General features: G+C 64.1%; 26 protein-coding genes and 1 other RNA gene. 5 read left to right on the plus strand and 22 right to left on the minus strand.

The window, feature by feature from the left end; genetic code table 11:
* Positions 1-74: 74 nt before the first annotated feature.
* From DC522_RS09380 to pal, 7 genes are all read right to left on the minus strand, one after another.
* Positions 75-359, minus strand: coding sequence for a hypothetical protein (locus tag DC522_RS09380; protein WP_116528451.1), 285 nt, complete (start codon positions 357-359; stop codon positions 75-77).
* Between the two features lie 67 nt (positions 360-426).
* Entirely contained in the window at positions 427-585 is a 159-nt protein-coding gene (locus DC522_RS34725) for a hypothetical protein (protein ID WP_165820111.1), read from the minus strand.
* 32 nt (positions 586-617) lie between these two features.
* Positions 618-1973, minus strand: coding sequence for a phosphoglucosamine mutase (gene glmM, locus DC522_RS09385; protein WP_116528452.1), 1356 nt, complete (start codon positions 1971-1973; stop codon positions 618-620).
* Between the two features lie 229 nt (positions 1974-2202).
* Positions 2203-4125, minus strand: coding sequence for an ATP-dependent zinc metalloprotease FtsH (ftsH, locus tag DC522_RS09390; protein WP_116528453.1), 1923 nt, complete (start codon positions 4123-4125; stop codon positions 2203-2205).
* Positions 4126-4278: 153 nt separating this feature from the next.
* The gene (tilS, locus tag DC522_RS09395) at positions 4279-5292 is read right to left on the minus strand and encodes a tRNA lysidine(34) synthetase TilS (protein ID WP_245444065.1); all 1014 of its coding nucleotides are present in this window, start codon (positions 5290-5292) and stop codon (positions 4279-4281) included.
* Positions 5293-5322: 30 nt separating this feature from the next.
* Positions 5323-6276, minus strand: a complete 954-nt coding sequence (gene ybgF / locus DC522_RS09400) for a tol-pal system protein YbgF (protein ID WP_116528454.1) — start codon at positions 6274-6276, stop codon at positions 5323-5325.
* Positions 6277-6386: 110 nt separating this feature from the next.
* A complete protein-coding gene (gene pal / locus DC522_RS09405) occupies positions 6387-6884 on the minus strand; it encodes a peptidoglycan-associated lipoprotein Pal (protein WP_116528455.1) in 498 nt (165 codons plus the stop codon).
* A 231-nt stretch (positions 6885-7115) separates the two neighbouring features.
* Here pal and DC522_RS09410 point away from each other — a divergent pair, with 231 nt between their 5' ends.
* Positions 7116-8618, plus strand: coding sequence for a phosphatidylserine/phosphatidylglycerophosphate/cardiolipin synthase family protein (locus DC522_RS09410; RefSeq protein ID WP_245444066.1), 1503 nt, complete (start codon positions 7116-7118; stop codon positions 8616-8618).
* Positions 8619-8691: 73 nt separating this feature from the next.
* Positions 8692-9309: an HdeD family acid-resistance protein gene (locus DC522_RS09415; protein WP_116528457.1), complete on the plus strand. Its 618-nt coding sequence runs from the start codon at positions 8692-8694 to the stop codon at positions 9307-9309.
* Positions 9310-9493: 184 nt separating this feature from the next.
* Here DC522_RS09415 and tolB read toward each other — a convergent pair whose 3' ends face one another.
* From tolB to ssrS, 13 genes are all read right to left on the minus strand, one after another.
* Entirely contained in the window at positions 9494-10768 is a 1275-nt protein-coding gene (tolB, locus tag DC522_RS09420) for a Tol-Pal system beta propeller repeat protein TolB (RefSeq protein ID WP_245444073.1), read from the minus strand.
* Positions 10769-10855: 87 nt separating this feature from the next.
* Entirely contained in the window at positions 10856-11971 is a 1116-nt protein-coding gene (gene tolA / locus DC522_RS09425; protein ID WP_205769587.1) for a cell envelope integrity protein TolA, read from the minus strand.
* Positions 11972-12005: 34 nt separating this feature from the next.
* The gene (tolR, locus tag DC522_RS09430; protein ID WP_205769569.1) at positions 12006-12449 is read right to left on the minus strand and encodes a protein TolR; all 444 of its coding nucleotides are present in this window, start codon (positions 12447-12449) and stop codon (positions 12006-12008) included.
* Positions 12450-12466: 17 nt separating this feature from the next.
* Complete coding sequence (tolQ, locus tag DC522_RS09435; RefSeq protein WP_116528460.1) at positions 12467-13186, minus strand: protein TolQ; 720 nt, start codon at positions 13184-13186, stop codon at positions 12467-12469.
* 564 nt (positions 13187-13750) lie between these two features.
* Positions 13751-14212: a tol-pal system-associated acyl-CoA thioesterase gene (gene ybgC / locus DC522_RS09440; protein WP_205769575.1), complete on the minus strand. Its 462-nt coding sequence runs from the start codon at positions 14210-14212 to the stop codon at positions 13751-13753.
* Positions 14205-15251, minus strand: a complete 1047-nt coding sequence (gene ruvB, locus DC522_RS09445) for a Holliday junction branch migration DNA helicase RuvB (protein WP_116528461.1) — start codon at positions 15249-15251, stop codon at positions 14205-14207. Before ruvB ends, ybgC begins: the two co-directional genes overlap by 8 nt.
* Positions 15252-15360: 109 nt before the next feature.
* The gene (gene ruvA, locus DC522_RS09450) at positions 15361-15978 is read right to left on the minus strand and encodes a Holliday junction branch migration protein RuvA (protein ID WP_116528462.1); all 618 of its coding nucleotides are present in this window, start codon (positions 15976-15978) and stop codon (positions 15361-15363) included.
* Positions 15979-16184: 206 nt separating this feature from the next.
* Positions 16185-16688 (minus strand): crossover junction endodeoxyribonuclease RuvC, encoded by a 504-nt coding sequence (gene ruvC / locus DC522_RS09455; protein ID WP_116528463.1) that lies wholly within the window; start codon positions 16686-16688, stop codon positions 16185-16187.
* Positions 16689-16796: 108 nt separating this feature from the next.
* The gene (locus DC522_RS09460; RefSeq protein ID WP_116528561.1) at positions 16797-17543 is read right to left on the minus strand and encodes a YebC/PmpR family DNA-binding transcriptional regulator; all 747 of its coding nucleotides are present in this window, start codon (positions 17541-17543) and stop codon (positions 16797-16799) included.
* 132 nt (positions 17544-17675) lie between these two features.
* Positions 17676-18368, minus strand: a complete 693-nt coding sequence (locus tag DC522_RS09465) for an exopolysaccharide biosynthesis protein (protein WP_165820112.1) — start codon at positions 18366-18368, stop codon at positions 17676-17678.
* 113 nt (positions 18369-18481) lie between these two features.
* The gene (locus DC522_RS09470) at positions 18482-19303 is read right to left on the minus strand and encodes a TIGR00282 family metallophosphoesterase (protein ID WP_116528465.1); all 822 of its coding nucleotides are present in this window, start codon (positions 19301-19303) and stop codon (positions 18482-18484) included.
* A 9-nt stretch (positions 19304-19312) separates the two neighbouring features.
* Positions 19313-19897 carry a 5-formyltetrahydrofolate cyclo-ligase gene (locus tag DC522_RS09475; RefSeq protein ID WP_116528562.1) on the minus strand — a complete coding sequence of 195 codons (585 nt, stop codon included), beginning with the start codon at positions 19895-19897 and terminating at the stop codon, positions 19313-19315.
* Positions 19898-19901: 4 nt separating this feature from the next.
* A non-coding RNA gene (gene ssrS, locus DC522_RS09480) (6S RNA) lies at positions 19902-20058 on the minus strand.
* Positions 20059-20241: 183 nt separating this feature from the next.
* Between ssrS and DC522_RS09485 the strand changes: the two genes are divergently transcribed.
* Positions 20242-20526: a hypothetical protein gene (locus tag DC522_RS09485; RefSeq protein ID WP_116528466.1), complete on the plus strand. Its 285-nt coding sequence runs from the start codon at positions 20242-20244 to the stop codon at positions 20524-20526.
* A 215-nt stretch (positions 20527-20741) separates the two neighbouring features.
* Here the strand turns inward: DC522_RS09485 and DC522_RS09490 are convergent, their stop codons facing one another.
* Together DC522_RS09490 and DC522_RS09495 are read right to left on the minus strand one after the other, a co-directional pair.
* A complete protein-coding gene (locus DC522_RS09490) occupies positions 20742-21110 on the minus strand; it encodes a cell division protein ZapA (RefSeq protein ID WP_116528467.1) in 369 nt (122 codons plus the stop codon).
* 2 nt (positions 21111-21112) lie between these two features.
* Positions 21113-21406 (minus strand): DUF4164 domain-containing protein, encoded by a 294-nt coding sequence (locus tag DC522_RS09495; RefSeq protein WP_116528468.1) that lies wholly within the window; start codon positions 21404-21406, stop codon positions 21113-21115.
* Positions 21407-21761: 355 nt separating this feature from the next.
* Between DC522_RS09495 and tkt the strand changes: the two genes are divergently transcribed.
* Together tkt and gap are read left to right on the plus strand one after the other, a co-directional pair.
* The gene (gene tkt / locus DC522_RS09500; protein WP_245444075.1) at positions 21762-23696 is read left to right on the plus strand and encodes a transketolase; all 1935 of its coding nucleotides are present in this window, start codon (positions 21762-21764) and stop codon (positions 23694-23696) included.
* A 43-nt stretch (positions 23697-23739) separates the two neighbouring features.
* A complete protein-coding gene (gene gap, locus DC522_RS09505) occupies positions 23740-24747 on the plus strand; it encodes a type I glyceraldehyde-3-phosphate dehydrogenase (protein ID WP_116528469.1) in 1008 nt (335 codons plus the stop codon).
* Positions 24748-24752 lie beyond the last annotated feature (5 nt).

The following is a 24752-nucleotide window of genomic DNA, read 5'->3' on the forward strand; positions in this document are numbered from 1 at the left end:
GAGAGCCAAGATGAGTGAATCACGAAGCCGCCACACCGCATAGCCCCAACGATTCCGTCAGAACTGCCGTTGCTCTAGAACATGTAGCGTCCGGTATTCACGAAGACGCTGACCTCATAGGTCTTCAGCCCCATGACGGAGGCAATCATGCTCTCTGCGGTCCACAGGACCCGGTTGAACTCAACCGAACTGACGCGGGGCGCCTCGACCACGGGCTCGGCGGTAGCCGGCTCGACAGCCGTCTGCGGCTGGTCCCGGTGCAAATAAGGCTGCAAAACCCGGTTCAGCTCCGTGATTGCGTGGGCATTGAACTGGAGAGCCTGGGGCGGGCGAACGATGGGATTGCCGGTTTCGAACATCAGTGCCTCTGCAGCGATTCGCAAAGGAATTTATTGAAGAAACCGTTAATATCAAGAACAAGCTTGACTATGCTTCGTGAAGCAGGGAATCCGAACCTTCGTGGCTCGGCGATGCCGCTCCATCAAGCGGTCCACGAACCTTGCGGAAAGTCCAATCCTTTTTGACCAGCCTTTCTGGGTCCAATGTTTTGATGTCGACAAAAAAGGCATGGATGCTGCCATCCATGCCTTTGTCCATTCACGCTGCGGGATGCGTTTTTAAGCGGCAACCTGCGAGGCGGCCTGCGTCACTGCATCCACCACATCGTCCACGACGCGATTGACGAGATCTTCGTTGTCGCCCTCACCCATCACGCGGATCACCGGCTCCGTGCCGGAGGGGCGAATGACCAGGCGACCCGAGGCTCCAAGCCGCTCGTGGCCTGCCTCGATGGCCTTGATGACCGAGGCTTCCTGCAGCGGCTTGCCGGACCTGTAGCGCACGTTCTTCAGAACCTGCGGCAAGGGCTCGAAGCAATGGCAGACCTGCGACACGGTCTTGCCCATGCTCTTGACCACGGCAAGGAGTTGAAGGGCTGCGACCAAGCCGTCACCCGTCGTGGTGTAATCCGACATGATGATGTGGCCGGATTGCTCGCCGCCGAGATTGTAGCCATGTGCACGCATGTGCTCGAGCACGTAGCGGTCACCGACCGCCGTGCGCACCAAGCCGAGGCCGATGCCGTTCAGGTAGCGCTCGAGACCGAGATTGGACATGATCGTCGCGACGATGCCCGGTTGAGAAAGACGTCCGTCCTCTTTCCAGGAGCGGGCGACGACACCCATGAGCTGGTCGCCATCGACCTTCTGGCCCTTCTCATCCACGATCAGAACACGATCCGCGTCACCATCGAGCGCGATTCCCACATCGGCACGCAACTCGCGCACCTTGTGGATCAGGGCCTCGGGAGCGGTGGAGCCGACCTCGTGATTGATGTTGAAGCCGTTGGGCTCCACGCCGATGCTCACCACCTCGGCACCGAGCTCCCACAAGGTTTCGGGCGCGACCTTGTAGCCCGCGCCATTGGCGCAATCGACCACGACCCGCATACCTTCCAGGTCGATCTGGCGCGGCAGCGTGCGCTTGGCGAATTCGATGTAACGGGCATGGACACTCTCGATACGCTTGGCGCGACCGAGATTGGCGGAACCCGCGAGGCGAGCCGTCAGATCCGAGTCCATCAGCGCCTCGATCTGAACCTCCACATCGTCATTGAGCTTGAACCCATCGGGCCCGAACAGCTTGATTCCGTTGTCCTCGTAAGGGTTGTGCGAGGCCGAGATCATGACACCGAGATCGCAGCGCATCGAACGTGTGAGCATGGCCACTGCCGGCGTCGGCATCGGACCGAGGAGCAGCACGTCCATGCCGACCGAGGTGAAGCCCGCGACCAGCGCGTTCTCGATCATGTAGCCGGACAGGCGCGTGTCCTTGCCGATGACGACCCGGTGACGGTAATCGCCCGCCTGCTTGAACATCAGGCCTGCCGCCTGGCCGACCCGCAGGGCCAGATCCGGCGTGATGATCCCGTTGGCCCGTCCGCGGATGCCATCGGTTCCAAAGTATTTCCGCATGGGCTTGGTCTCCCCATTCCGTTGCGCTGTTGCGCGCTTTGCTTTTTTCAAAGCAACCTCCCCCACCCGGGTCAAGACTTCGCCCTGATAAGGCCCATCACAAGTGATGAGCAATTATTACAGAGGGCGAGAATTTGCTCGTGAGATGAAAGTAGAGGATTTTGGTAAATAAAAAAGAACGCTCGCTGTAATGCGAGCGTTCTGGGTAATTCGCACAAGAGCTTGTCTTTTAAGCCTGCGGTTGAGGCTCCATCCCGCCGTCGTTCTCGCGCGGGCGGCCAGGACGGGTGGTCGGGACGGCGGAGCCGCGAACCGGCGGAAGCGGATCGCCGCCGGCATCGCGCACCGGCGGCTGGCCGTCGAGGAGGTTGCGGATCTCCTCGCCCGTCAGGGTCTCGTATTCCAGCAGGCCGCGGGCCAGGGTCTCGAGATCGTGCGCCTTCTCGGTGAGAATGCGGCGGGCATCGTTGAGGCCCGTCTCCACCAGGCGACGCACCTCCGAGTCGATCTTCTGCGCCGTGGCCTCGGACACGTTCTGCTGACGGCCCACCGACATCCCCAAGAACACCTCGTCCTGGTTCTCGCCGTAGGCCACGGTGCCGAGCTCAGGCGAGAAGCCCCACTTGGTCACCATCATGCGGGCGAGACGCGTGGCCTGCTCGATGTCCGATTGGGCGCCCGAGGTCACCTTCTCACGCCCGAAGATCATCTCCTCCGCAATGCGGCCGCCCATCATGATGGCCAGACGCGAGGTCATCTGCTCGAAGCTCATCGACAGCTTGTCCCGCTCGGGCAGCTGCATGACCATGCCGAGCGCACGGCCGCGCGGGATGATGGTGGCCTTGTGCACCGGATCGGTGGCCGGCACGTTGAGCGCCACGATGGCATGGCCGGCCTCGTGATAGGCGGTCAGGCGCTTCTCGTCGTCGGTCATCACCAGGGTGCGGCGCTCGGCGCCCATCATCACCTTGTCCTTGGCATCCTCGAACTCGCGCATCGTGACGATGCGCTTGCCGCGACGGGCCGCCAGCAGCGCCGCCTCGTTGACGAGGTTCATGAGGTCCGCACCCGAGAAGCCGGGGGTGCCGCGGGCGATCACCTTCAGGTCCACATCGGGCGCGAGCGGCACCTTGCGCACGTGCACGCGCAGGATCTTCTCGCGGCCGGTGACGTCCGGGTTCGGCACCACGATCTGGCGGTCGAAACGGCCGGGCCGCAGCAGCGCCGGGTCGAGCACGTCGGGGCGGTTGGTCGCCGCGATGATGATGATGCCCTCATTGGCCTCGAAGCCATCCATTTCCACCAGGAGCTGGTTGAGGGTCTGCTCGCGCTCGTCGTTGCCGCCGCCCAAGCCCGCGCCGCGATGCCGGCCGACCGCGTCGATCTCGTCGATGAAGATGATGCAGGGCGCATTCTTCTTCGCCTGCTCGAACATGTCGCGCACGCGCGAGGCGCCGACGCCGACGAACATTTCGACGAAGTCCGAGCCCGAGATGGTGAAGAACGGCACGTTGGCCTCGCCCGCCACCGCGCGGGCCGTCAGGGTCTTGCCGGTGCCGGGCGGGCCGACGAGCAGCACGCCGCGCGGAATGCGGCCGCCGAGACGCTGGAACTTCTGCGGATCGCGCAGGAACTCCACCACCTCCTGCAGGTCTTCCTTGGCCTCGTCGATGCCGGCGACGTCGTCGAACGTCACGCGGCCATGAGCCTCGGTGAGGAGCTTTGCCTTCGACTTGCCGAACCCCATGGCCCGGCCTGCGCCGTTCTGCATCTGGCGCGACAAGAACACCCAGGCGCCGATAAAGAGCGCGATGGGCAGGATGTTCATGAGAACGGCAATGAACCAGGGGGTCGAGTCGGATTGCGGCCGCGCCGTGATCTGCACGCCCTTCTGCTGCAGCTTCGTGACCAGGGCGGGGTCGTTCGGCGCATAGGACGAGAAGGTACGGCCATCGGTATAGGTGCCGCTGATCTCGGGTCCCGAGATGATGACGCTCGAGATGCGTCCGGCATCGGCGTCGTTCAGAAGCTGGCTGTAGGCGATGTCGCTGCCGCCGCCTCGGTGGCCCGGGCTCTGGAAAAGGGTGACGAGCGCCAGCACCAGGAGGAAAATGACAACCCACAAGGCGAAGTTGCGGAAATTTGAATTCATCGGATCAGGTTCTGCCCCAGAGGGAGATGAAGCACGAGAAAGATACGAAATCCCCCCATGCGGCTAAACTCAATGTAGGCACACCGTTCCCCCTTGCCAAGGGAATGCGGCGTGCATGCGGCATCATCCGAAGGTCTTGGCTAAGAGAATTGGCTAACGACCTCGTGAGCGGGGCGGTTCCGGCCTAAGACTTAAGCGCCCGGATCGATCGAGAGCAAGGAGCGCTCCGGCAATCGTCAGACGCAGGCTCTCACTGGCCAGGATCGCCGTCCGCAGGCGTTCAACGCAGCTTTCCAACCTTTGGAGGCGAATGTTTTCGAGGCCGATCCGGCCTAGAGCCTGAGCCAGGATCCGCAACCCGATCTCGAAGGGCTCCTCGGCAAGGCAGGCCGCCTGGAAGGACAGTCCCCCCTCTCCTGCCTCCGGGGCGGCGCCCTCCAAAGCCTCGCGCGCCTTCATTTCCAGCGCCTCGTCAGCCTGCGCGACCCGCTCGGCCAGGCGAGCCAGGCGGCTCGCGGTCAACCCCTCCTCTGCCAGACGCGGCATCAGCCTGCGCCAGCGGACCCGGGCGAAGCGCTCGTCCGTGTTGGAAGGGTCGGTGACGAAGCGCCAGCCGCTCGTTTGGCAGAGGTCGAGGAGCGCCGCCTTCGGCCAGCCGAGCAGCGGCCTCGCATGGGTGATGCCCTCCCGGTTCCGCTCTCGACGCATGCCCGTCAAACCCTTCAGGCCCGAGCCCTTCGCGAGGCGCATCAGGATCGTCTCGGCCTGGTCGTCCTGTGTATGGGCGGTGACGAGATGGGACGCTCCCACCTCGCGGGCATATCGGATGAGGAGGCGATAGCGTGCCTCGCGGGCTGCTTCCTGCAGGCCGGTCTTGGGCTTCTCGCCTGTCCAGGCGAGGGTGCGGTGGGGAAGGCTCAGGGCGGCCGCCTCGCGGGCGACGAAGGCGGCCTCCTCGGCCGCTTCGGGACGCAGGCCGTGATCCACGGTGGCAACAAGAATGGAAACGCGGTGCTCCAAGCCCCAACGGGCGAGCAGATGCATCATCGCCATGGAATCGGGCCCGCCGGAGACAGCGGCCAGAATGCCTTTGGCATGGCTCAAATGGGAAAAAAGCAGCTCCGGATCGATGGCCGGGAGCGGATCGTCAGGCACAGGAGCGGCCACGGTTCGGGTGCTCGATCGGGTCAGCCTGGATCAGGTGCACTTGTTGCGCTTCTGCTCGCGCTCGGAAGCCTGGCGGACATTGGCGGAAGCCTGCGGGTATTTGCGGTCGAGTTCGGCGAAGACGGCGCAAGCCCGGTCGCGGGCACCCAGTCCGTTGAGAGCCACGCCGAGACGCAGCATCGCATCGGGAGCCTTCGCGGCATCCGGATGATCGGCGGAAATGTTGAGGAACTGCTCGGCAGCCTCGCGGTAGCGGTTGCGCTGGAGATAGGTTTCACCCAGCCAGAACGTGGCCTCGGGCACCAGCTTGTCGCGGGGGTTGGACTGCAGGAAACGGCGGAAGCCCATCTCGGCCCGGTCGTAATCCTTCTGCGTGAAGGAGGTGTAGGCCGCATCGAAATCGGCCCGCGGATTGCCGACGCTGGTCGCCGCAACGCTCGGACCCGGCCGGGCCGGAAGCGCGCCCTGGGGGATCGCCATGCCGTTACCCGCCGCGCCGGGGGCAGCCTGCTCGTCATCCTCGATCAGGTCGCCGATACCGGCGAACTGCTCACCCCCCTGCCCTTCTTCCGCATCGGCGAGCGGAGCTGACGGAGGCGTGGTGCCCAGCGGGCGCGGAGCGCCCGGGGCATTGGGGTCTTGAGACGGATCGAAGACGTCGCTGCGGCGCTGAGGCCCGGTTTGAGGCTGGGCCTGGGGCTGCACCGGGCGAGGCGTCGGCGTGGTGGCGGACGGAGCGGCGGGTCTCGATCCACCGCGGCCGCCGAGATCCTGGAAGCGGAACTCCACATCCTCCTGGAACTTGCGGAGCTGGTCCTTGAGCTGGCGGTTCTCGAACTGGAGCTGCTCAAGCTGCCCGGACATCTGCCGCATCTGGTTCTCCAGACGGTTGAGGCGGACGATGGCGTCGGCTGCATCCTGCGCGGCGGCAGGGGCTGCCAGAGCAAGAGCCAAGGCGAGAAAGACAAAGAGGCGTCGTAACATGCTGGATACCGTGAGGGGGGTCTTAAGCGACCGTGCCGATAACACAAAAGCGCCGCCACGGCGATAATGTGGCGACGCTTCGAGGTTTCACGTTTCAGTGCCCAGGAGGCTTACGAGCTGGCCCCGCCGAGGACGGTGACCGCACGGCGGTTCTGCGACCAGCAGGAGATGTCGTTGCAGACGGCCACCGGACGCTCCTTGCCGTAGGACACGGTGCGGAAGCGGTTGCCGGGGATGCCGCGCGAGATCAGGTAGTCACGCACGGTCTGGGCGCGGCGGGCCGAGAGCGAGAAGTTGTACTCGCGGGTACCGCGCTCGTCCGCATGGCCTTCCAGGATGAAGGTGTAGTTCGGATAGCGCTGCAGCCACTGGGCCTGCTTGTCGAGAGTGGCAATGGCGGTGGGGGTGAGATCGGTCGAGTCGGTCTCGAAGAAGACGCGGTCGCCGACATTCACGACAAAGTCCTGGGCGCTGCCGGGAGTCGCAGCACCACCGGCGCCAAAGCTGCCAGATCCATCGGCCATACCGTCTTTGTTGGAAGAACAGGCTGCCGCCCCAAGGGCGAGGACGATAGCAGCGGCGAATTTGACGGCGCGCAGCGACATCATAGGCAATACTCCTTACACACACGTTTGCCGAACGTTGTGAGGTTTATATCGGGCGATGGTTAAGGGAGGGTTCCGTCAACCTTAAGCGGCGCCGCCGGGATTAAGGTGAATTATGGCCAAGTTGTGGAACTTTGGCTTAGGGTTAACAGGAGGTTAAGGTGGGCTCAGGTATCGATCACGTCTCTTCGTGAGCTGAATGCCCGCCTTGAGCGTTGAAAGGTCATGAATCTCATGACGAACCAGCCTAGACTGTCGGTTCAACCCTATCGCGCTGCCTTGGACGAGCTCCGCATGGAGCGCGCCTTCTCGCGCATTGCCGACAGCGACCTGCGCCAGGGCAATGCCATCAAACTGCTGAAGAACTCGAAGGAGAACTATCCGGCCTGGCTGGAGGCGATCCGTTCGGCCGAACGCGTCATCCATTTCGAGAACTTCATCATCGCCAATGATGAGACCGGCCAGCTGTTCGCCGAGGCTCTCATGGAGCGGGCGCGCGCAGGAGTGAAGGTTCGCGTACTCTACGATTGGCTGGGCTCGTCCTTTCGCGCCCTCCCGGCCTTCTGGCGCCGCTTGCGCGAGGCCGGCGTGGAAGCGCGGGTGTTCAACCCGCCCCGGCTCACGGACCCGTTCTGGGTCAGGCGCAATCACCGCAAATTGATCACGGTCGATGGGCGCATCGGCTTCGTGTCGGGCCTGTGCATCTCCGACAGCTGGGAGGGTGGCAAGGAGAGCGAACCCTGGCGTGATACCGGCATCTCGCTTGAGGGCCCAATTGTCGGCGATCTCGATGCGGCATTCGCGGAAAGCTGGGTGCTCGCGGGCATGCGCGCGATTCCGAAGTGCGACCTGTCGCACGCCGACATTATCCCACATGCGGGCACAATGGCAGCAAGGCTCATCAGCGGCGAGCCCGGCATGTTCCGCGCCTACCGCGTCGATCAGTTCATCGCCGCCACCGCGGAGCGCAATTTGTGGCTGACCGACGCCTATTTCGTCGCCACCACATCCTATGTGCAGGCGCTTGGCGAAGCCGCGCGCGACGGCGTGGACGTGCGCCTTCTCGTGCCGGGCTCAAGCGACGTGCCCGCTCTTCAGCCCATCGTGCGCGCGGGCTACCGCTCGCTCATCGAAGCAGGCATCCGGGTGTTCGAGTGGAACGGCTCGATGCTCCACGCCAAGACCGCCGTGGTGGACGGGCGCTGGGCGCGTGTGGGCTCCACCAATCTCAACTTCGCAAGCTGGGCCACCAACTGGGAGCTCGATGTGATCGTCGAGGATTCCAGCTTCGCCGAGGCCATGGAGGCGATGTACCTGGAGGATCTCGCCAATGCGACCGAGATCGTACCCGGGTGGCAATCCCGCCGCAAGCGAGCCCGCAACATGCGCTCGCGCCGTGGTCATCGCTTCAAGCGAGGCGGCGTGCGCAGGCTCGCCGCCGGTGCTCTCGCGCTCTCGAGCAGCATCGGCAAGGCCATGGGATCGCGTTCGCTCACGGCAACCGAGACCAGCAGCATTGCCATCATCGGCTTCGCGCTTCTTGCGCTGGCCGTCCTGATCACCGTTTTTCCGGTGCTGATCATCGCCCCCATCGTGATCGCCCTTGGCTGGTTCGGTCTTGCGCTCCTCATCCGCGCCTTTCGCATCAAACGGCGCGTGCGCCTGAGACGCCGCAAGCTCGCGATCCGGCGCAGACTGAGCAAAATCAAGGACCAAGAAGCCTCCGCTGGGAAATAAAGGAAACCAGCTGCCAAGCTTTGGCATTGATAAGATGCTCCCGCGTGAAGGGGCTTGATCAAAGGAGACGATGATGGCCGGCGGCACCTCCAACCCCTCTTACGATCCGCTCAACCGTGCTGAATCCATGAGTGCCCTTCTCGCGCGAAACTGGTGGGCCGTGGCGCTTCGCGGCGTCTTCGCCATCATCTTCGCACTCATTGCTTTCTTCTGGCCGGGCGCGACGATTCTGTCCTTCGTGCTGTTCTTCTCGGCCTACATGCTGGTTGATGGCGTCTTCGGCATCGTCTCCGGCATTCGCGCTGCCTCCCGCAACGAGCGTTGGGGCCTGCTGATCCTGGAAGGCGTCCTGAACATCCTCGTAGGCATCATCGCCTTCGTCATGCCGGGCCTGACGGTGGTATTCTTCGTCACGCTCCTCGCCGTGTGGTCGCTGATCACCGGTATCCTGATGATCGTCGCCGCCTTCAAGCTGAACCCGGCCTTCGGGCGCGGCTGGCTGATCTTCAGCGGCCTCGTCTCGGTTCTGTTCGGCGTCGCGCTTCTGATCGCGCCACTCATCGGCGCTGTCGTCCTGACCTGGTGGCTGGGTGCCTATGCGATGGTCTTCGGCATCGCGCTCGTCATGCTCGCGTTCAAGCTGCGAAGCCGGAAGGATGAGTTCACCGGCAACGCGTCGCTGCGGGCGTGATACGGAATTTTCCTTCCTGTCATGGCCGGGGTTGCCCCGGCCATCCCGCTTTTGAAGAGCACTGCGCTCACCCAATCGGGATCACCGGCACAAGGCCGGTGATGACGTGCGGTGTACTGGATCAGCCGAAGGGGCGAAATCACCTCAACGAAAAAGGGGCGCTGAAGCGCCCCTTTTCTCGATCTTACTGACGCGTCTCGCTGAGCAGCGGAGACCAGGTCGGGTCCGACGCGAAGGATGGCGTCGGCACGGGCTGCTCCACGCGGCCGGTGATGTCCACCATGTAGAGCTTGCCTCCGGACTGGCCGCCCGGATCGCGGAAGAACAGGATGTACTGGCCATTGGGCGCCCAGACCGGGCTCTCGTTGTGGAAGCCTTCCGTCAGGATGCGCTCGCCCGATCCGTCCGGCTTCATGATGCCGATGGCGAAACCGCCGGAATGCTGCTTGGTGAAGGCGATGTAATCGCCGCGCGGCGACCAGGCCGGCTGCGAATAGGCGCCGTCGCCGAACGAGATGCGGCGCTGGTTCGAACCGTCCGCGCCCATCACGTAGAGCTGCTGCTTGCCGCCGCGGTCGCTCTCGAACACGATCTGCGACCCATCCGGCGAGAAGGACGGCGAGGTGTCGATGGCACCGGTCGAGGTCAGGCGCGTGGTCGCCTGCGAGCCGAGGTTCATCATGTAGATGTTGGCGTTGCCGCCCTGCTGCAGGCTCATGACGATACGCTGACCATCGGGCGCGAAGCGCGGCGAGGAGGTCATGTCGGGAAAGTTGCCGACGACCTGACGCGAACCGGTCTCGAGATTGATCACCTGCACGCGCGGCTGCTGGCCCTCGACCTGCGACATGAAGGCGATTTCCTGCGTCACCGGCGAATAGCGCGGGGTCACCACGCTGGTGTCGCCTTGCGTCAGGTAGCGCACGTTGGCACCGTCCTGATCCATGATGGCAAGACGCTTGCGGCGGTTCTCCTTCGGACCCGATTCTTCGACGAACACGACGCGCGTGTCGAAGAAGCCACCGAAGCCCGTGATCTTCGTGTAGACCGCATCGGAAATGATGTGGCCGACACGCCGCCAGAAATTGGCATCCGTCACATATTGCTGACCCGTCAGCTGCTGTCCGGAATCGATGTCCCACAGGCGGAACTCGGCGCGCAGACGACCCGACGGATCGCGCGAGACGCGGCCCGTCACGAGAGCCTGCGCACCTGCCATCTTCCACGCATCGAAGCGCGGTGCCGCGTCAAACGAGGGGCGCTCCGGGAAGCGCGACTTGTCGAGCGGCGCGAAATAGCCCGAACGCTGCAGGTTGTTGGTGATGATGCCGGATACGCGCTGACCGAGATCGCCCTCGCCCGAGAAGTCGGCGACGGCAATCGGCATGGGCTGGAACTGTCCGCCCGGGCCGACGCGGAACGAGAGTTGCGCGTGGGCCGCAGGCGCGAGCGCTGCCATCGGAACGATGATGGAGAGCGCGACGAGAAGGCGGGAGACGAGGCGAGTGATCATGATGGCATGTCTCAAGCGTGATGGGCTTAAAGATCAGGAGAGATCGAACTGGACGTTGAGGATCTTCCAGTCCGAATAGAACTGCAGGTACTGGGTGGGGACGCGATAGGGTGCGCAACGCCGCACGGCACGCACAGCAGCATCGGCCACAGCGCGGTCGGTGGTGGTGCCACCCACTCGCATCACGGTCGGCTCGCTCGCAAGCGTGCCATCCTGGTTGAGGCGGATATCGAGCATCGGTGGCGTCGCATCACCCGAGGCGCTGATCGGTGCGGTGTAGCAGCGCTGGATCTGCTCCTGCAGAATGCCCATGAGCGCATCGCGCTGGCTCGGATTGAGCTTCGCGGCCGTGCCGGTCGCGGTGCCGAGTGATGCGGTCTTTTGAACCTCCGCCCCGGTTGCACCGGTGGACCGGTTCTTGTCCTTGTTGTCGAGGAACTGCTTCAGGTCGCCCATGTCGAGCTTCTTGGCGACCTGCGCTTCCTTTCGCGCCTTCGCCTCGGCTTCGGCCTTGGCTTTCGCTTCCGCGATCTTCTTGGCCTCGGCTTCCGCCTTCGCCTTTGCTTCGGCCTCGGCTTTTGCCTTGGCGGCTTTTTCCTCGGCCACGCGCTTGGCCTCGGCTTCCGCTTTCGCTTTGGCTTCAGCCTTGGCTTTCGCTACCGCTTCGGCCTTCGCCTGTTCGGCGGCCTTGGCCTTTTCGATGGCTTCGGCTTCCGCCTTCTCGGCCATCTTCTTTTCTTCCTCGGCCTTCGCCTCCGCAGCCTTCTGCTCGGCGGTCTTGGCCGGCGGTGGTGGCGGTGGCGGCGGGGTCGCCGTCGCCTCGTCCTTGTCGGCGACCTTCATGTCCTCGGGACGCTTGGGAGGTGCGGGCGCATCGACCTTGTCCTCGCCGGGATCGCGCTGCTCGGCCTTGTCGGCGATACGATCGGCGCGCGGCTTCGGATTGGGCTGCACGGCCTTCGCATCCTTCTCACCCTTGGTGATCTGCGAGAACTGATTGTCGGTGATCACCTCGACCGGGATGCCTTCCTGCGCCTCGGGAAATTCGGCGGCGAAGGGCAAACCGATCAGGGCGGCCGTCAGCAGCGCCGCGTGCGCGACGCCGGAGACCCAGAAGCCCGGTTCGGAGGGGTTGAAATGATCCTTCAACGCCACGTGTGTTTGCCCCTTACCTTCAATTCCTTCAACGCTGTTCCATCTCGGTCACGAGCGCGACCCGCTTGTAACCAGCGGTTGTGACGATGCTCATGACCTGGGCGACACGTCCGTAATCGACCTTCTTGTCACCGCGAACGAAGATGCGTTCGTCGAAACCTGCCTTCGACACTTCGGCGAGCTTGCCGACGATGGCTTCATCCGTCAGCTCGGTTTCACCGAGAAAAACCTGTCCCGTCGCCTTGATGGACAGCGTGACGGGCTTCGCATCCGAATTGAGCGGTGCTGCCTTCGTCTGCGGAAGATCGAGCGGCACGCCGGCGGTCATCATCGGAGCCGCCACCATGAAGATGATGAGGAGCACCAGCATGACGTCGATGAACGGCGTCATGTTGATCTCGTTGATCGCGCCGCCGCGCTTCCCGCGTCTGCGGCGTCCGCCTCCCCTACCGCCTGCTGCAACCATGGCCATGATCTAGTGCCCTCTCATCAAGCCGCGCGCGAGAGGCGCTCGTCGATCTGGCGCGACAGGATGGCGGAGAACTCGTCGGCAAAGCCTTCGAGCCGCGACTGCATTTTGGTGACTTCCGACTGGAGCTTGTTGTAGGCGAGCACGGCCGGAATGGCTGCGAAGAGGCCGATCGCGGTGGCAAACAGCGCCTCCGCGATACCGGGAGCCACGACCGCAAGGCTCGTGTTCTTCGAAGCCGCGATGGAGGTGAACGAGTTCATGATGCCCACCACCGTGCCGAAGAGGCCGATATACGGACCGGCCGAACCGATGGAGGCCAGGATCATGAGGCGGGAATCGAGACGCTCCACCTCACGCTGAATGGTAACGTCGAGAACCTTGTCGATGCGCTGCGACAGGCTCTGGAACGAGCGGGCGGAGCCTTCGAAGGAGCGCTTCCATTCGCGCATGGCGGCGACGAATACGGCCGCCAGGCCCGTGGCCGGACGGCTCTGGAGCGAGCGGAACAGCTCCTCCAGCGACTGGCCGGACCAGAACACGTCCTCGAAACGGTCCATTGCGCGCTTGGTGCGGGCGTAGAGCAGCGTCTTGTCGATGATGATGGCCCAGCACCACACGGAGGCGGCCAGAAGTCCGATCATCACGAGCTTGACGACGAAATGGGCCTGCCAGAACAGGCTAAAAAAGGACAGGTCGTGCGCCACAGGAGCGGCCTGGGCCACATCAGCCGGATTCATAAGTCTCGTCCTCGCTCTTCGAGCAACCTTGGGAGGAAGTCCCAAGGCCCACCGCTTAGGGTCTAGGAAAATCTTGTTTGCTTATCCTGCTCGTTCGCCCGCGAATCTGTCGAAAATAAGGGCGCGGAGTCCAGGGCAGCAGATCATGCCTGACCGTTGTCTTTTAGGCACAGAGTAAGGTTAAGGCTTGGTTTAAGCGGGTCTGAACAAGGGCGAAAACGGCCCTGGAGCCAGGAGAAGTCCTGGCTGGCATGCATTCAAAGCAGGCTCTCGGCAACCTGCCCTTGCGGCAGATTCGGCCAGGCAGCGGCTCCCGCTTAGAGCTGATTCCATCGGGATGGAATCAGCTCTCTTCTTGGCTGGGCCGCCTTGTTTGACGGTGAACCGGAGCCACTTCACCGAAAATTGCTCTAGTCATGGCCGGGCTTGTCCCGGCCATCCCGATGCAGACAGACACTGCGCCTCACATCACCGAGATCACCGGCACCGGGCCGGTGATGACAGGCGTGAGTTTGAGATGGGGCGCGGTGCCTCTCGGCGGAACAAGCACGGAGAGCTTGTGTCTCAGGACGAAGCCTCCAGGCCCGCCGAGAGCGCCGCGCGGAGATTGTCGGGAATGCGCACCGCCCGGCCGTCGCGGACGGCCGCCACCATCACGTCGGCGCGAACCAGAACCTCATCGCCGCGGCGCACTTCCTGCTCCAGGGTCATCGAGGCCCCGCGCATTTCCTTCGAGCGTGTCACGACGGTGAGCACGTCATCCATGACGGCAGCGCCGAGAAAGTCGATGTTCATCTTGCGGACCACGAAGGCGAGGCCGCCCATCTCCGCATGAAGATCGGATTGAGCGACTTCCACCGCGCGCAGGATCTCGGTCCGCCCGCGCTCCAGGAAACGCAGGTAGCTCGCGTGATAGACGCGGGCGGAAAAATCCGTGTCCTCGTAATAGACGCGCACGGGCAGGATGTGCGCCCCGTCCTGCATGAGGCCGGCGAGATGGGGCCAGGGACAGCCTGCCTCACTCATCCTCGTCTCCGTTGAAGAGGCCGAACTGGGCGGTCGTCTCACGCGTCGGCTCCGGAATCCCGAGATGCTTGAAGGCGTGCGGCGTGAGGATGCGTCCACGCGGCGTGCGCTGCACGAAGCCCTTCTGGATGAGATAGGGCTCGATGATGTCCTCAATGGCGTCGCGCGGCTCGGAAAGCGCTGCCGCGATGGTCTCGATGCCCACCGGACCGCCGCCGAAGGAATTGGCGATCATGGTGAGATACTTGCGGTCCATGAGATCGAGGCCGATGGAATCCACGTCGAGCAGGCGCAGCGACCGATCCGCGAGTTCGCGGGAAACAATCTGGACTCCCTCGACGATCGCGAAGTCGCGCACGCGGCGCAGCAGGCGGCCTGCGATGCGCGGCGTGCCGCGCGCGCGACGGGCGATCTCGTTCGCGCCCTCGTCGCTCATGTTGAGGCCGAGCACGCGTGCGCCGCGGCGCACGATGAGCTCCAGCTCCTCGATGGTGTAGAATTCCAGGCGGATCGGAATGCCGAAACGGTCGCGTAAGGGGGTGGTGAGAAGGCCCGCGCGGGTGGTCGCGCCGACGAGCGTGAATTTTGGCAGCTCGATCTTCACCGAGCGCGCGGCCGGACCTTCGCCGATGATGAGGTCGAGTTGGTAATCCTCCATGGCGGGATAGAGGATTTCTTCGACGGCAGGATTGAGGCGGTGGATCTCGTCGATGAAGAGCACGTCGCGCTCTTCGAGGTTGGTGAGCTGAGCCGCGAGATCGCCAGCCTTCGCGATGACGGGGCCGGAGGTCGAGCGGAAGTTCACGCCGAGCTCGCGGGCGACGATCTGCGCCAGCGTTGTCTTGCCGAGGCCGGGCGGGCCGACGAAGAGCACGTGGTCGAGCGCGTCGCCTCGGGCTTTGGCGGCATTGATGAAGACCTGAAGGTTGGCGCGCGCGGCGGCCTGGCCCGTGAAGTCGGACAACGACAGCGGCCGGATCGACGCATCGACATCGTCCTCGCGTTTTTCAGGGCTGATCAGGCGGCGTGAATCGGTCAAAGGGGCTTACCTTCCAAAGGCTTCATATAGGCGGCGAGACACTCATACGCCATTCTTAACGAGATCAAAACAGGAACGCTGATGGGTCACAGGTCAAGCCCTCCCGGGCCTACCGCGCCAATTCCCTCAAGCCCAGCCGGATCAGCGTCTTCGCCTCGGCCGTGTCGCCCGCCTGCTTCATGGCGGCGGCGACGGCGGCTGAAGCCTGGACCTGCGGGTAGCCAAGGTTGACGAGGGCCGAGATGGCGTCGGCTACCGGGGCCGGGGCGCTCTTGTCCTCCACCGCGCCCGAGAGGCGGATGAGGGCTGGATCAACGGCAGCGAAGGCCGGAGCCTTGTCCTTGAGCTCGGAGACGATGCGCTGGGCGAGCTTGGGGCCGACGCCGGGGCCACGCGCCACCGATGCCTTATCGCCGGTGGCAATCGCCGTGGCAAGGCTTCCGGGATCGAGCACCGAGAGGATACCCAGCGCCACCTTGGAGCCCACGCCCTGTACCGACTGCAGCAGGCGGAACCACTCGCGCTCCGAATCCGAGCGGAAGCCGAACAGGCGGATCATGTCCTCGCGGACATGGGTCTCGATGGCGAGCGATGCCGCCTCGCCGACGGGCGGCAGGTTCTGCAGCGTGCGGGAGGAGCAATGGACCACATAGCCGACCCCGTGCACGTCGATGATGACGAAATCCTCGCCGTAGGAATCCACCACGCCTTTGAGTTTGCCGATCACGTTCGTCTTTGCTCCCGATAGCCCTCCTCCCCCTTGTGGGGAGGAGATGGAGGTGGGGGTGCCGGCACTATGCCGGTCGAGCTCAGCGCTCACACCCCCACCCTTACCTCCCTCCCCACAAGGGGGAGGGAAACCCGCGCTCCATTCTGAACCCGATCCCGGATCGGCTTTGCCGTCCGGGATGACGTTTGTAAGTCTGTAACATCTTAAAGGCTGGCCGCCAAAGCGCGCGCCTTGCGGTGGTGGGCATGGGCGATGGCGATGGCGAGCGCATCGGCCGCATCGGCCTTCTTGAAGTCGGCCTTGGGCAGCAGGATCTTCACCATGGCCTGCACCTGATCCTTCTCGGCGTGGCCGACGCCCACCACGGTCTTCTTCACCTGGTTGGCGCCGTATTCCGCCACGGGCAGGTTGTGGAGCGCGGGCACCAGGAGCGACATGGCACGGGCCTGGCCGAGCTTGAGGGTCGCCTGCGCATCCTTGTTGACGAAGGTTTCCTCGACCGCGACCTCGTCGGGCTCCCAGGCGCGGATGACTTCGGTCAGGCGGTCGTGGAGCTGCTTGAGGCGCAGCGCGAGGTCGAGATCGCCATCGGAGGTCACGACCCCGCAAGCCACATAGGAGAGCTTCGTCCCCTCGACGATGATGATGCCCCAGCCCGTGTTGCGCAGGCCGGGGTCGAGGCCGAGGATGCGGACGCGTTCGGTCACTTCTGTTCTCCGCCGTCATGGCCGCACTTGTTGCGGCCATCCACGCCTTTACGTGGTTAGAAGACGTGGATGCCCGGGACAAGCCCGGGCATGACGTCCAATGGCAAATCAGCCAGCCATCTTCTGCATGAGGGCGTCGGAGAGCTCGAAATTGCCGTAGACGTTCTGGACGTCGTCGTGCTCTTCCAGCGACTCCATGAGCTTCATGAGCTTCTCGCCGGCCTCGTCATCGACTGAAACCGGGGTCTGCGGCTTCCAGACGAGCTTGGAGGCCTTCGGCTCGCCGAACTTGTCTTCGAGCGCCTTGGTCACCTCATTGAGCGAGCCCTGGTCGCAATAGATCTCGTGACCGTCTTCCGTGGAGACCACGTCGTCGGCGCCCGCCTCGATGGCGGCTTCCAGCATCGTGTCGGCATCGGTTGCCTCGGGGCCGAACTCCACGAGGCCGACCCGGTCGAACATGAAGGACACCGCTCCGGTCTCGGCGAGATTGCCGCCGCTCTTGGTGAAGTAGGAGCGGATGTCGGAGGCCGTGCGGTTGCGGTTGTCGGTCATCGCCTCGACGATGATCGCGGCGCCGCCGGGGCCGTAGCCCTCGTAGCGGATTTCCTCGTAGTTCTCGGTGTCGTTGCCCGCCGCCTTGTTGATGGCGCGCTGGATGTTGTCCTTGGGCATGTTCTCGGCGCGGGCCGCGAGGATCGCGGCGCGCAGGCGCGGGTTCATGTTGGGGTCGGGCGTACCCATCTTGGCCGCCACGGTGATCTCGCGGGCGAGCTTGGAGAAGAGCTTGGAGCGCATCGCATCCTGGCGCCCCTTGCGATGCATGATGTTCTTAAACTGCGAATGTCCGGCCATCGGGGCCTCCGAGATGCGGCCGAGAGCTGCCCAGCCAGGGCGCTCGTCAGGCTCGCGGATGTTGACGATTGCAGGCTTATAAGGCGGCGAAGGGTCGGAGGCCAAGCCCCCCGCGCATGATCCCGTCAAAAACTAAAATCCAAGCCAGGACGGGATGTTGGCGATGGCGGCCATGACGAGATGGTAGGAGGCCCCCAATACCGTGGCCGTATAGGCGAGCCCCGCGATCCCGATGAGATAGCCCGCGATCAAGAGATAGCCATCCTCCTCCATCACCGCGATGGAGGCGATGACGAGGGCAATGGAGGGCGGGAAGTTCGTGCCCGGGAAGGGGATGAGGACGGAGAGCGCCACCAGAACGGCGAAAAGCCCCACCACTCGGTCGCCGAAGGGGCCGAACAGGGGCGTGAGCCGGGGTCTGCAGAGCCGTTCGAGCTTCTGGAGCCTGGGCTCGGCGATGTCGATCAGGCGCTTGAACCTCGAGACGGAGACCGTCTGCCGCATGATGAAGCCCGGCAGCCAGGGGCGCTTATGGCCCAGCATCATCTGGACGCCGAAGATCAGGACCGGCGTGCCGACGATGCCCGCGATGCCGGGTACATTGGGCACGCAATTGGGCAGGGAAAACAGGATCAGGACGAAACCGAAGGCGCGTTCCCCGAAAGCCTCGATGATCTCGCCGATGGAGATCACCTCTTCCCTGGCGTCGTCGATCACGGATCGCAGCACCGCGGAGGCGCTATCGTGCTCATGCGCCTTATGGAACTCGCTGTCCTCGCGGTAAGGGCGTCGTCTGGCCCTGGCTGGTTCTGTCTTGACGTCCACCGATTCCTCCGTGGCGCAAAGATGGGGATGGAGCGGCACAAGGTAAAGGGACAGGGGCCGCTAGCGCACTCACAGCCTCATCCTGAGGAGGGTGCTTGACTGATAACTCGCAATCAATCCCAGAAACGGGGCCAGGTCTCCTCCAGGTTCGGTCCGAGCCGGACCGCCGCGACGCGCACTGCAAGGCCGGTCCGGTCGTCCGTTTCCACGGCGATGCCGGAGAGCGTGCCCTCACCGAGGCCGGGCTCCAGGCGGGTGCCGGGGGTCTTCTGGATGAAGCGGCGGATCGCCTCCTCCTTCTGCATCCCGAGCACGCTGTCATAGTCGCCGCACATGCCCGCGTCCGACATATAGGCCGTGCCGCCGGGCAGCACCCGGTGGTCGGAGGTGGGCACATGGGTGTGGGTGCCGACGACGAGGCTCGCCCGCCCGTCGAGATAATGGCCCATGGCCTCCTTCTCGCTGGTCGCCTCGGCATGGACATCCACGATGATGGCATCCGCCACCTGCCCCAGCGGGCAATCCTCGAGGGCCTGATCGACGGCCATGAAGGGATCGTCGAGCGGATCCATGTAGAGGCGGCCCATCACCTGCACCACCAGAACCCGGTGGCCAGACCGGGTGTCGATGAGGTTCGCTCCCCGTCCCGGCGTGCCGAGCGGGTAGTTCATGGGCCGCAGGAGCCTCGGCTGGCGCTCGATGAAGACGAGGGTCTCGCGCTGGTCCCAGGAATGGTTGCCGAGCGTGATGGCATCGGCCCCCGCGTTCAGGATATCGTCGCAGATCGCCTCGGTGATGCCGAAGCCTCCGGCCGAGTTCTCGCCGTTGATCACCACGCAATCGAGATTCCAGCGCTCGCGTAAGGACGGCAGCCGCTCGATCACGGCATTGCGGCCGGCGCGCCCGACGATGTCGCCGAGGAAGAGAAGACGCATGGTGGTCCCTTAAACAGGCTTGGTCCGAATAAGCTCGGTTTCCGTGATGATAACGTCGAGCAGGCGGTCGTGGTCCTCGACCGGAACCTGCTCGATCTCCTGAACCGCATAAGCCAAGCCAATGGTCAAGATGGGATGCTGCGCTTCGAGCGCCGCGATGGCCCGGTCGAAGTGCCCCTTGCCGTAGCCGATGCGCCCTCCCCTGCGGTCGAAGGCGACAAGGGGGACAATGAGGCATTTCGGGAAAACCTCCGGCGCATCGGGACCGGGCTCCCGCACGCCGAAGCCGCCTTTGACGAGCACGTCGCCGGGCTGCCAGAGGCGCCAGCTCAAATGGGGATGGAGGATCTGGGAGAGCGCGACATCCTGCCCGCGCTCCAAAAGCGCTTCCATGAGCAGGCGCGGATCGACCTCGCTGCGGATGGGCCAGTAGCCTCCGACAGGGTTCACGTCACGAAGGTCGGAAAGGCCGAGGGCTTGCCCGGTAATCGCCTGAGCCGCCTCCTCGCGAAAAACCTTGTCGAGCCCGTCGCGGCGGGCAAGCACCTCGGCGCGAAGCTGTTCTTTCAAGGCGGGAGGAGGGTGAGAATGCATGAAGTGCGGAGCCACAAAAGCCGTCGGAGAAGCGATCCCGGGAACCTACAAAGTAGGTGGGCACCGTATGTCCCGGTCCACGGACCGGGTCAGGGACAGCTCCCTTCAGGATCGATAAGGCCCCGGGGAATATGAACTCCTAACGCGCCCCGCAGCCCCGCCTTCTCTATGTAGGGACTGGTGAGGCCGGGGGGAAGGGGGAAAGTGAATGGGTCCTCGAGATCTTCAGAGCCCCGGGCGTGCGGCGATCATAACCTTAGGGAAACTACGGTATGGCCAAGGCCGTGCGCCAACCTTCATACTGTCTCTCGTGGGGGATGAGCCATTTATTGACGGGAGGAAACATGGCCCATCTGAAACAGAACAATTACAAAGAACTGTATCGGAAAGACTGCACCGGCTCCCCCAGCATCGATTCCATGATGCGGGAAGTGCTGCATAGGCTCGGCGATATCGACGCCGAGTACGAGATCCGGCTCGATCAGGTCGAGCGCAGCTGCGTCGACCAGGAGCTGAAGAGCCATATCAGGAAGAAGATCAGGGCCGCGCATTATGAGCGGCGGGAGCCCTATGTGGAACTCCTGACCACGCTCAGGCAGCGTCAGCACCGTTTGTCTTTCACCCAATAATCAAAGGCGTCCCGGCGAAGGCCGGGATCCACTCACCACGATGGTGTTTCATCGTCATCCCCGGACTTGTTCCGGGGATCAACGTCTTCTTTGTCGCCGAGGTCTCAAGACGTGGATGGCCGAGTCTGATCCCCGGATCGGGTCCGGGGACGGCCATGACGAGGAGAATGCCCTGGGTGGAGGAGCATAGGGACGCCACTGTGACGTTAGGAGCCCTATCCCTGCCCCGTCGCATTCAGGCTGCGCGCCAGCTTCTCGATCCGCTCGGCGGCTTTGATAACACCCTCGGCGAGCCTCGCCTCGATCATCAGGGTCCGCTCATCGCCTGACGAGCCGAAGGACTTCAGGCGGGCCATCTCGGCTTCGAGGGCCGCGAGCCGTTTCTTGGTCTCGTAAAGCTCATCGGCCTGGGTGATGGCAGCCATGACATGGAGGCGCAGGTCGCCGATCTCGCCGAAAGCGGCGCGCATCTCCTCGATCTTGGAATCATAGGCCGCCGCCAGCTGCTCCAGATGCGCCTGCTCGCCCTCGGCGCAGGCGATGCGGTAGGTATGGCCGGCGATGGTCACCGTGACCTGGGCCATGCTCAGCCCTCTTCCAGCGCGAGCTGCCCGGCTTGGGCAAGCACGTTCTGCACGGCGAGGATGGCGAGCTGAACGCGCCGGCTCACATCATCGGTGGCCACCTCGAAGCGGTGAAGGCGGGTGAGCGCCCCATCCAGCTCTTCGGCGAGACGGGACCTGTCGTCCTGCATGAGCTGCAGCTCGGTCTCCAGGCTCCCCTTGCGCCTCTCGGCTTCCAAACGGCGGGAGACCGAGGCCTCCAAGAGCCCCAGGGCCATATCGAGCCGTTTCATCGCGTCGTCGAGAGGGGACGTCATTCTGCCTCCTGGAATCTTTATCGAGACTAGCGCATCGTGCGGAAAAGTGGATCCGGTTTTCCGCTCAAAACGATGCGCTCCTCTCAAGGCTGAGCATCGGATCGATCCCAAAAGTGCAAGTCCACTTTTAGGTCCGATGCTCTAGGCGGGCAAGCGCGAAGGAGCAACGGCCGATCGGAGGATTACGGCCCCTGAAGCCTTTGACTCGCCCCTCCCCCGTGTTAAGGAGCCCACGCCTTCAGACAGACCGCCCTTTCAAGGGCCTTCAAGACTTGTGGATCACGCCGTGCTGAATACCGTCCCCGCCGATCGCGTCACCCATTCCGATCTGGCGAACGCCGTGCGCGTCCTCGCCATGGATGCCGTCGAACAAGCCAAATCCGGTCACCCGGGCCTGCCCATGGGCGCCGCCGACATCGCGACCGTGCTGTTCACCAAGTTCCTGAAATACGATGCCGCCGACCCGACCTGGCCCGACCGCGACCGGTTCATCCTCTCGGCCGGCCACGGCTCGATGCTGCTCTATGCTCTTCTCCACCTGACCGGCGTGAAGGGCATGACCATCGAGGAGCTGAAGAACTTCCGCAAGCTCGACTCGAAGACCCCGGGTCACCCGGAAAACTTCATGACCCCCGGTGTCGAGACCACCACGGGTCCGCTGGGACAGGGCATCGCCACGGCGGTGGGCTTCGCGCTCGCCGAGCGCATGCTCAACGCTGAATACGGCAACGACCTCGTCGACCATTACACCTATGTGCTCGCCTCCGACGGCGACCTGATGGAAGGCATCAGCCAGGAGGCCATCGCTCTTGCCGGCCACCTGAAGCTGAACCGCATGATCGTCCTCTTCGACGACAACGGCATCTCCATCGACGGCCCGCTCTCGCTTGCCGACTCGGTCGATCAGGTGAAGCGCTTCCAGGCCTGCGGCTGGAATGCGGTGCGCATCGACGGCCATGATCCGAAGGCGATCCAGCGCGCCATTTCCCGCGCCCAGAAGTCGGACAAGCCGACCCTCATCGCCTGCAAGACCACCATCGGCTTCGGCGCTCCGAAGAAGGCCGGCACCTCGAAGGCCCACGGCGAGCCGCTCGGCGCCGAGGAACTGACGGGCGCCAAGGCCGCTCTCGGCTGGAGCCACGCTCCCTTCGAGATCCCGGACAACATCCGTGACGCCTGGGCGAAGGCCGGCAAGAGGGGCCGCCGCCTTCGCAAGGCCTGGACCGACCGTCTCAAGGCCCTGCCCGCCGAGCAGCGCGCCGAGTTCGAGCGTCGCGCGAAGGGCGAGCGCCCGCAAGGACTCGCCGACGCCGTCGCCAAGCTGAAGGACCGTCTGGTGGCCGAGCCCCAGAACGTCGCCACCCGCAAGGCCAGCGAGATCGCGCTCGAGGTCATCACCGAGGCGGTGCCGGAGCTGGTGCTGGGCTCGGCGGACCTGACGCCCTCCAACAACACCAAGACCAAGAACCTCACCGCGATCTCGCCCGGCAGCTATGCGGGCCGTTACATCCATTACGGCATCCGCGAGCACGGCATGGCGGCGGCCATGAACGGCATCGCGCTCCATGGCGGCTATGTGCCGGCCGGCGCGACCTTCCTGGTCTTCACGGACTATGCGCGCCCTGCCATGCGCATTGCCTCGCTCGCCGGCATTCCGGCGGTCTACGTAATGACCCACGACTCCATCGGTCTGGGTGAGGACGGCCCGACCCACCAGCCGGTGGAGCACCTGGCGGCTCTCCGCTCCATGCCGAAGATGCGCGTGTTCCGCCCTGCCGACGCCATCGAGACGGCGGAAGCCTGGCAGATGGCCCTTGAGCGCACGGATGGTCCGACGACCCTGGCGCTGACCCGCCAGAACCTGCCGCAGGTCCGCAAGGACGGCGGGCCTAAGAACCTCTCGGCCACGGGCGCCTACGAGCTGTCGCCGGCGAACGGCAAGGCCCGCGCCACCATCTTCGCCTCAGGGAGCGAGGTCGAGATCGCGCTGGCCGCCCAGAAGCTTCTTGCAGAGCAGAGCTTCGAGGTCCGCGTGGTCTCGGTGCCTTCTCTCGACCTGTTCCTGGCCCAGCCCGAGAAGGTGCGCCGTGAGATCATCGGCGATGCGCCCATCAAGGTCGCCGTCGAGGCAGCTGTGCGTTTCGGCTGGGATTCGGTGATCGGTCCGGACGGAATTTTCGTCGGCATGCATGGGTTTGGCGCCAGCGCGCCCTACAAGGACCTCTACAAGCACTTCGGCATCACCGCCGAGGCAGTAGCGGAAAAAGTTCTCAGGACGCACAATCTCTGAGACTGGGAGAGGCCAAGGGCCTCATCACAAGGGAGCTAAGACTATGACGGTGAAGGTCGCGATCAACGGTTTCGGTCGCATCGGACGCAATATCCTCCGCGGCATCGTGGAGAGCGGCCGCAAGGATATCGAGGTGGTTGCCATCAACGATCTCGGCCCCGTGGAGACGAACGCCCACCTGCTGCGCTTCGACTCCGTCCACGGCCGCTTCCCGGCCGACGTGCAGGTCGATGGCGAATTCCTCGTCATCAACGGCCAGAAGATCAAGGTCACCGCGATCAAGGATCCGGCGACGCTGCCGCACCGGGAACTCGGTGTCGACATCGCGATGGAATGCACCGGCATCTTCACCTCGAAGGAGAAGGCCTCCGCTCACCTCACCGCCGGCGCCAAGCGCGTCATCGTCTCGGCTCCCGCCGACGGCGCCGACCTCACGGTCGTCTACGGCGTGAACCATGACAAGCTGACGAAGGACCACATCGTCATCTCGAACGCCTCCTGCACCACGAACTGCCTCGCCCCCGTGGCGAAGGTGCTTCACGACACGGTGGGCATCGAGAAGGGCTTCATGACGACGATCCACTCGTATACCAACGATCAGCCCACCCTTGATCAGATGCACAAGGACCTCTACCGCGCTCGCGCGGCGGCCCTGAACATGATCCCGACCTCGACCGGCGCCGCCAAGGCGGTGGGCCTCGTCCTGCCGGAGCTCAACGGCAAGCTCGACGGCTCGTCGATCCGTGTGCCGACGCCGAACGTTTCCGTGGTCGACTTCAAGTTCGTGGCCAGGAAGGCGACGACCAAGGAAGAGATCAACGAGGCGATCAAGCGCGCGGCGGACCAGGAGCTGAAGGGCATCCTCGGCTACACGAACCAGCCGAACGTCTCGTCGGACTTCAACCACGACCCGCACTCCTCCGTGTTCCACCTGGATCAGACCAAGGTGATGGAGGGCAACTTCGTGCGCGTGCTGTCCTGGTACGACAACGAGTGGGGCTTCTCGAACCGCATGGCGGACACCGCCATCGCTCTGGCGAAGCTCATTTAAGGAGG

The sequence above is a fragment of the Microvirga sp. KLBC 81 genome (assembly GCF_003075415.1).
GTDB lineage: Bacteria > Pseudomonadota > Alphaproteobacteria > Rhizobiales > Beijerinckiaceae > Microvirga.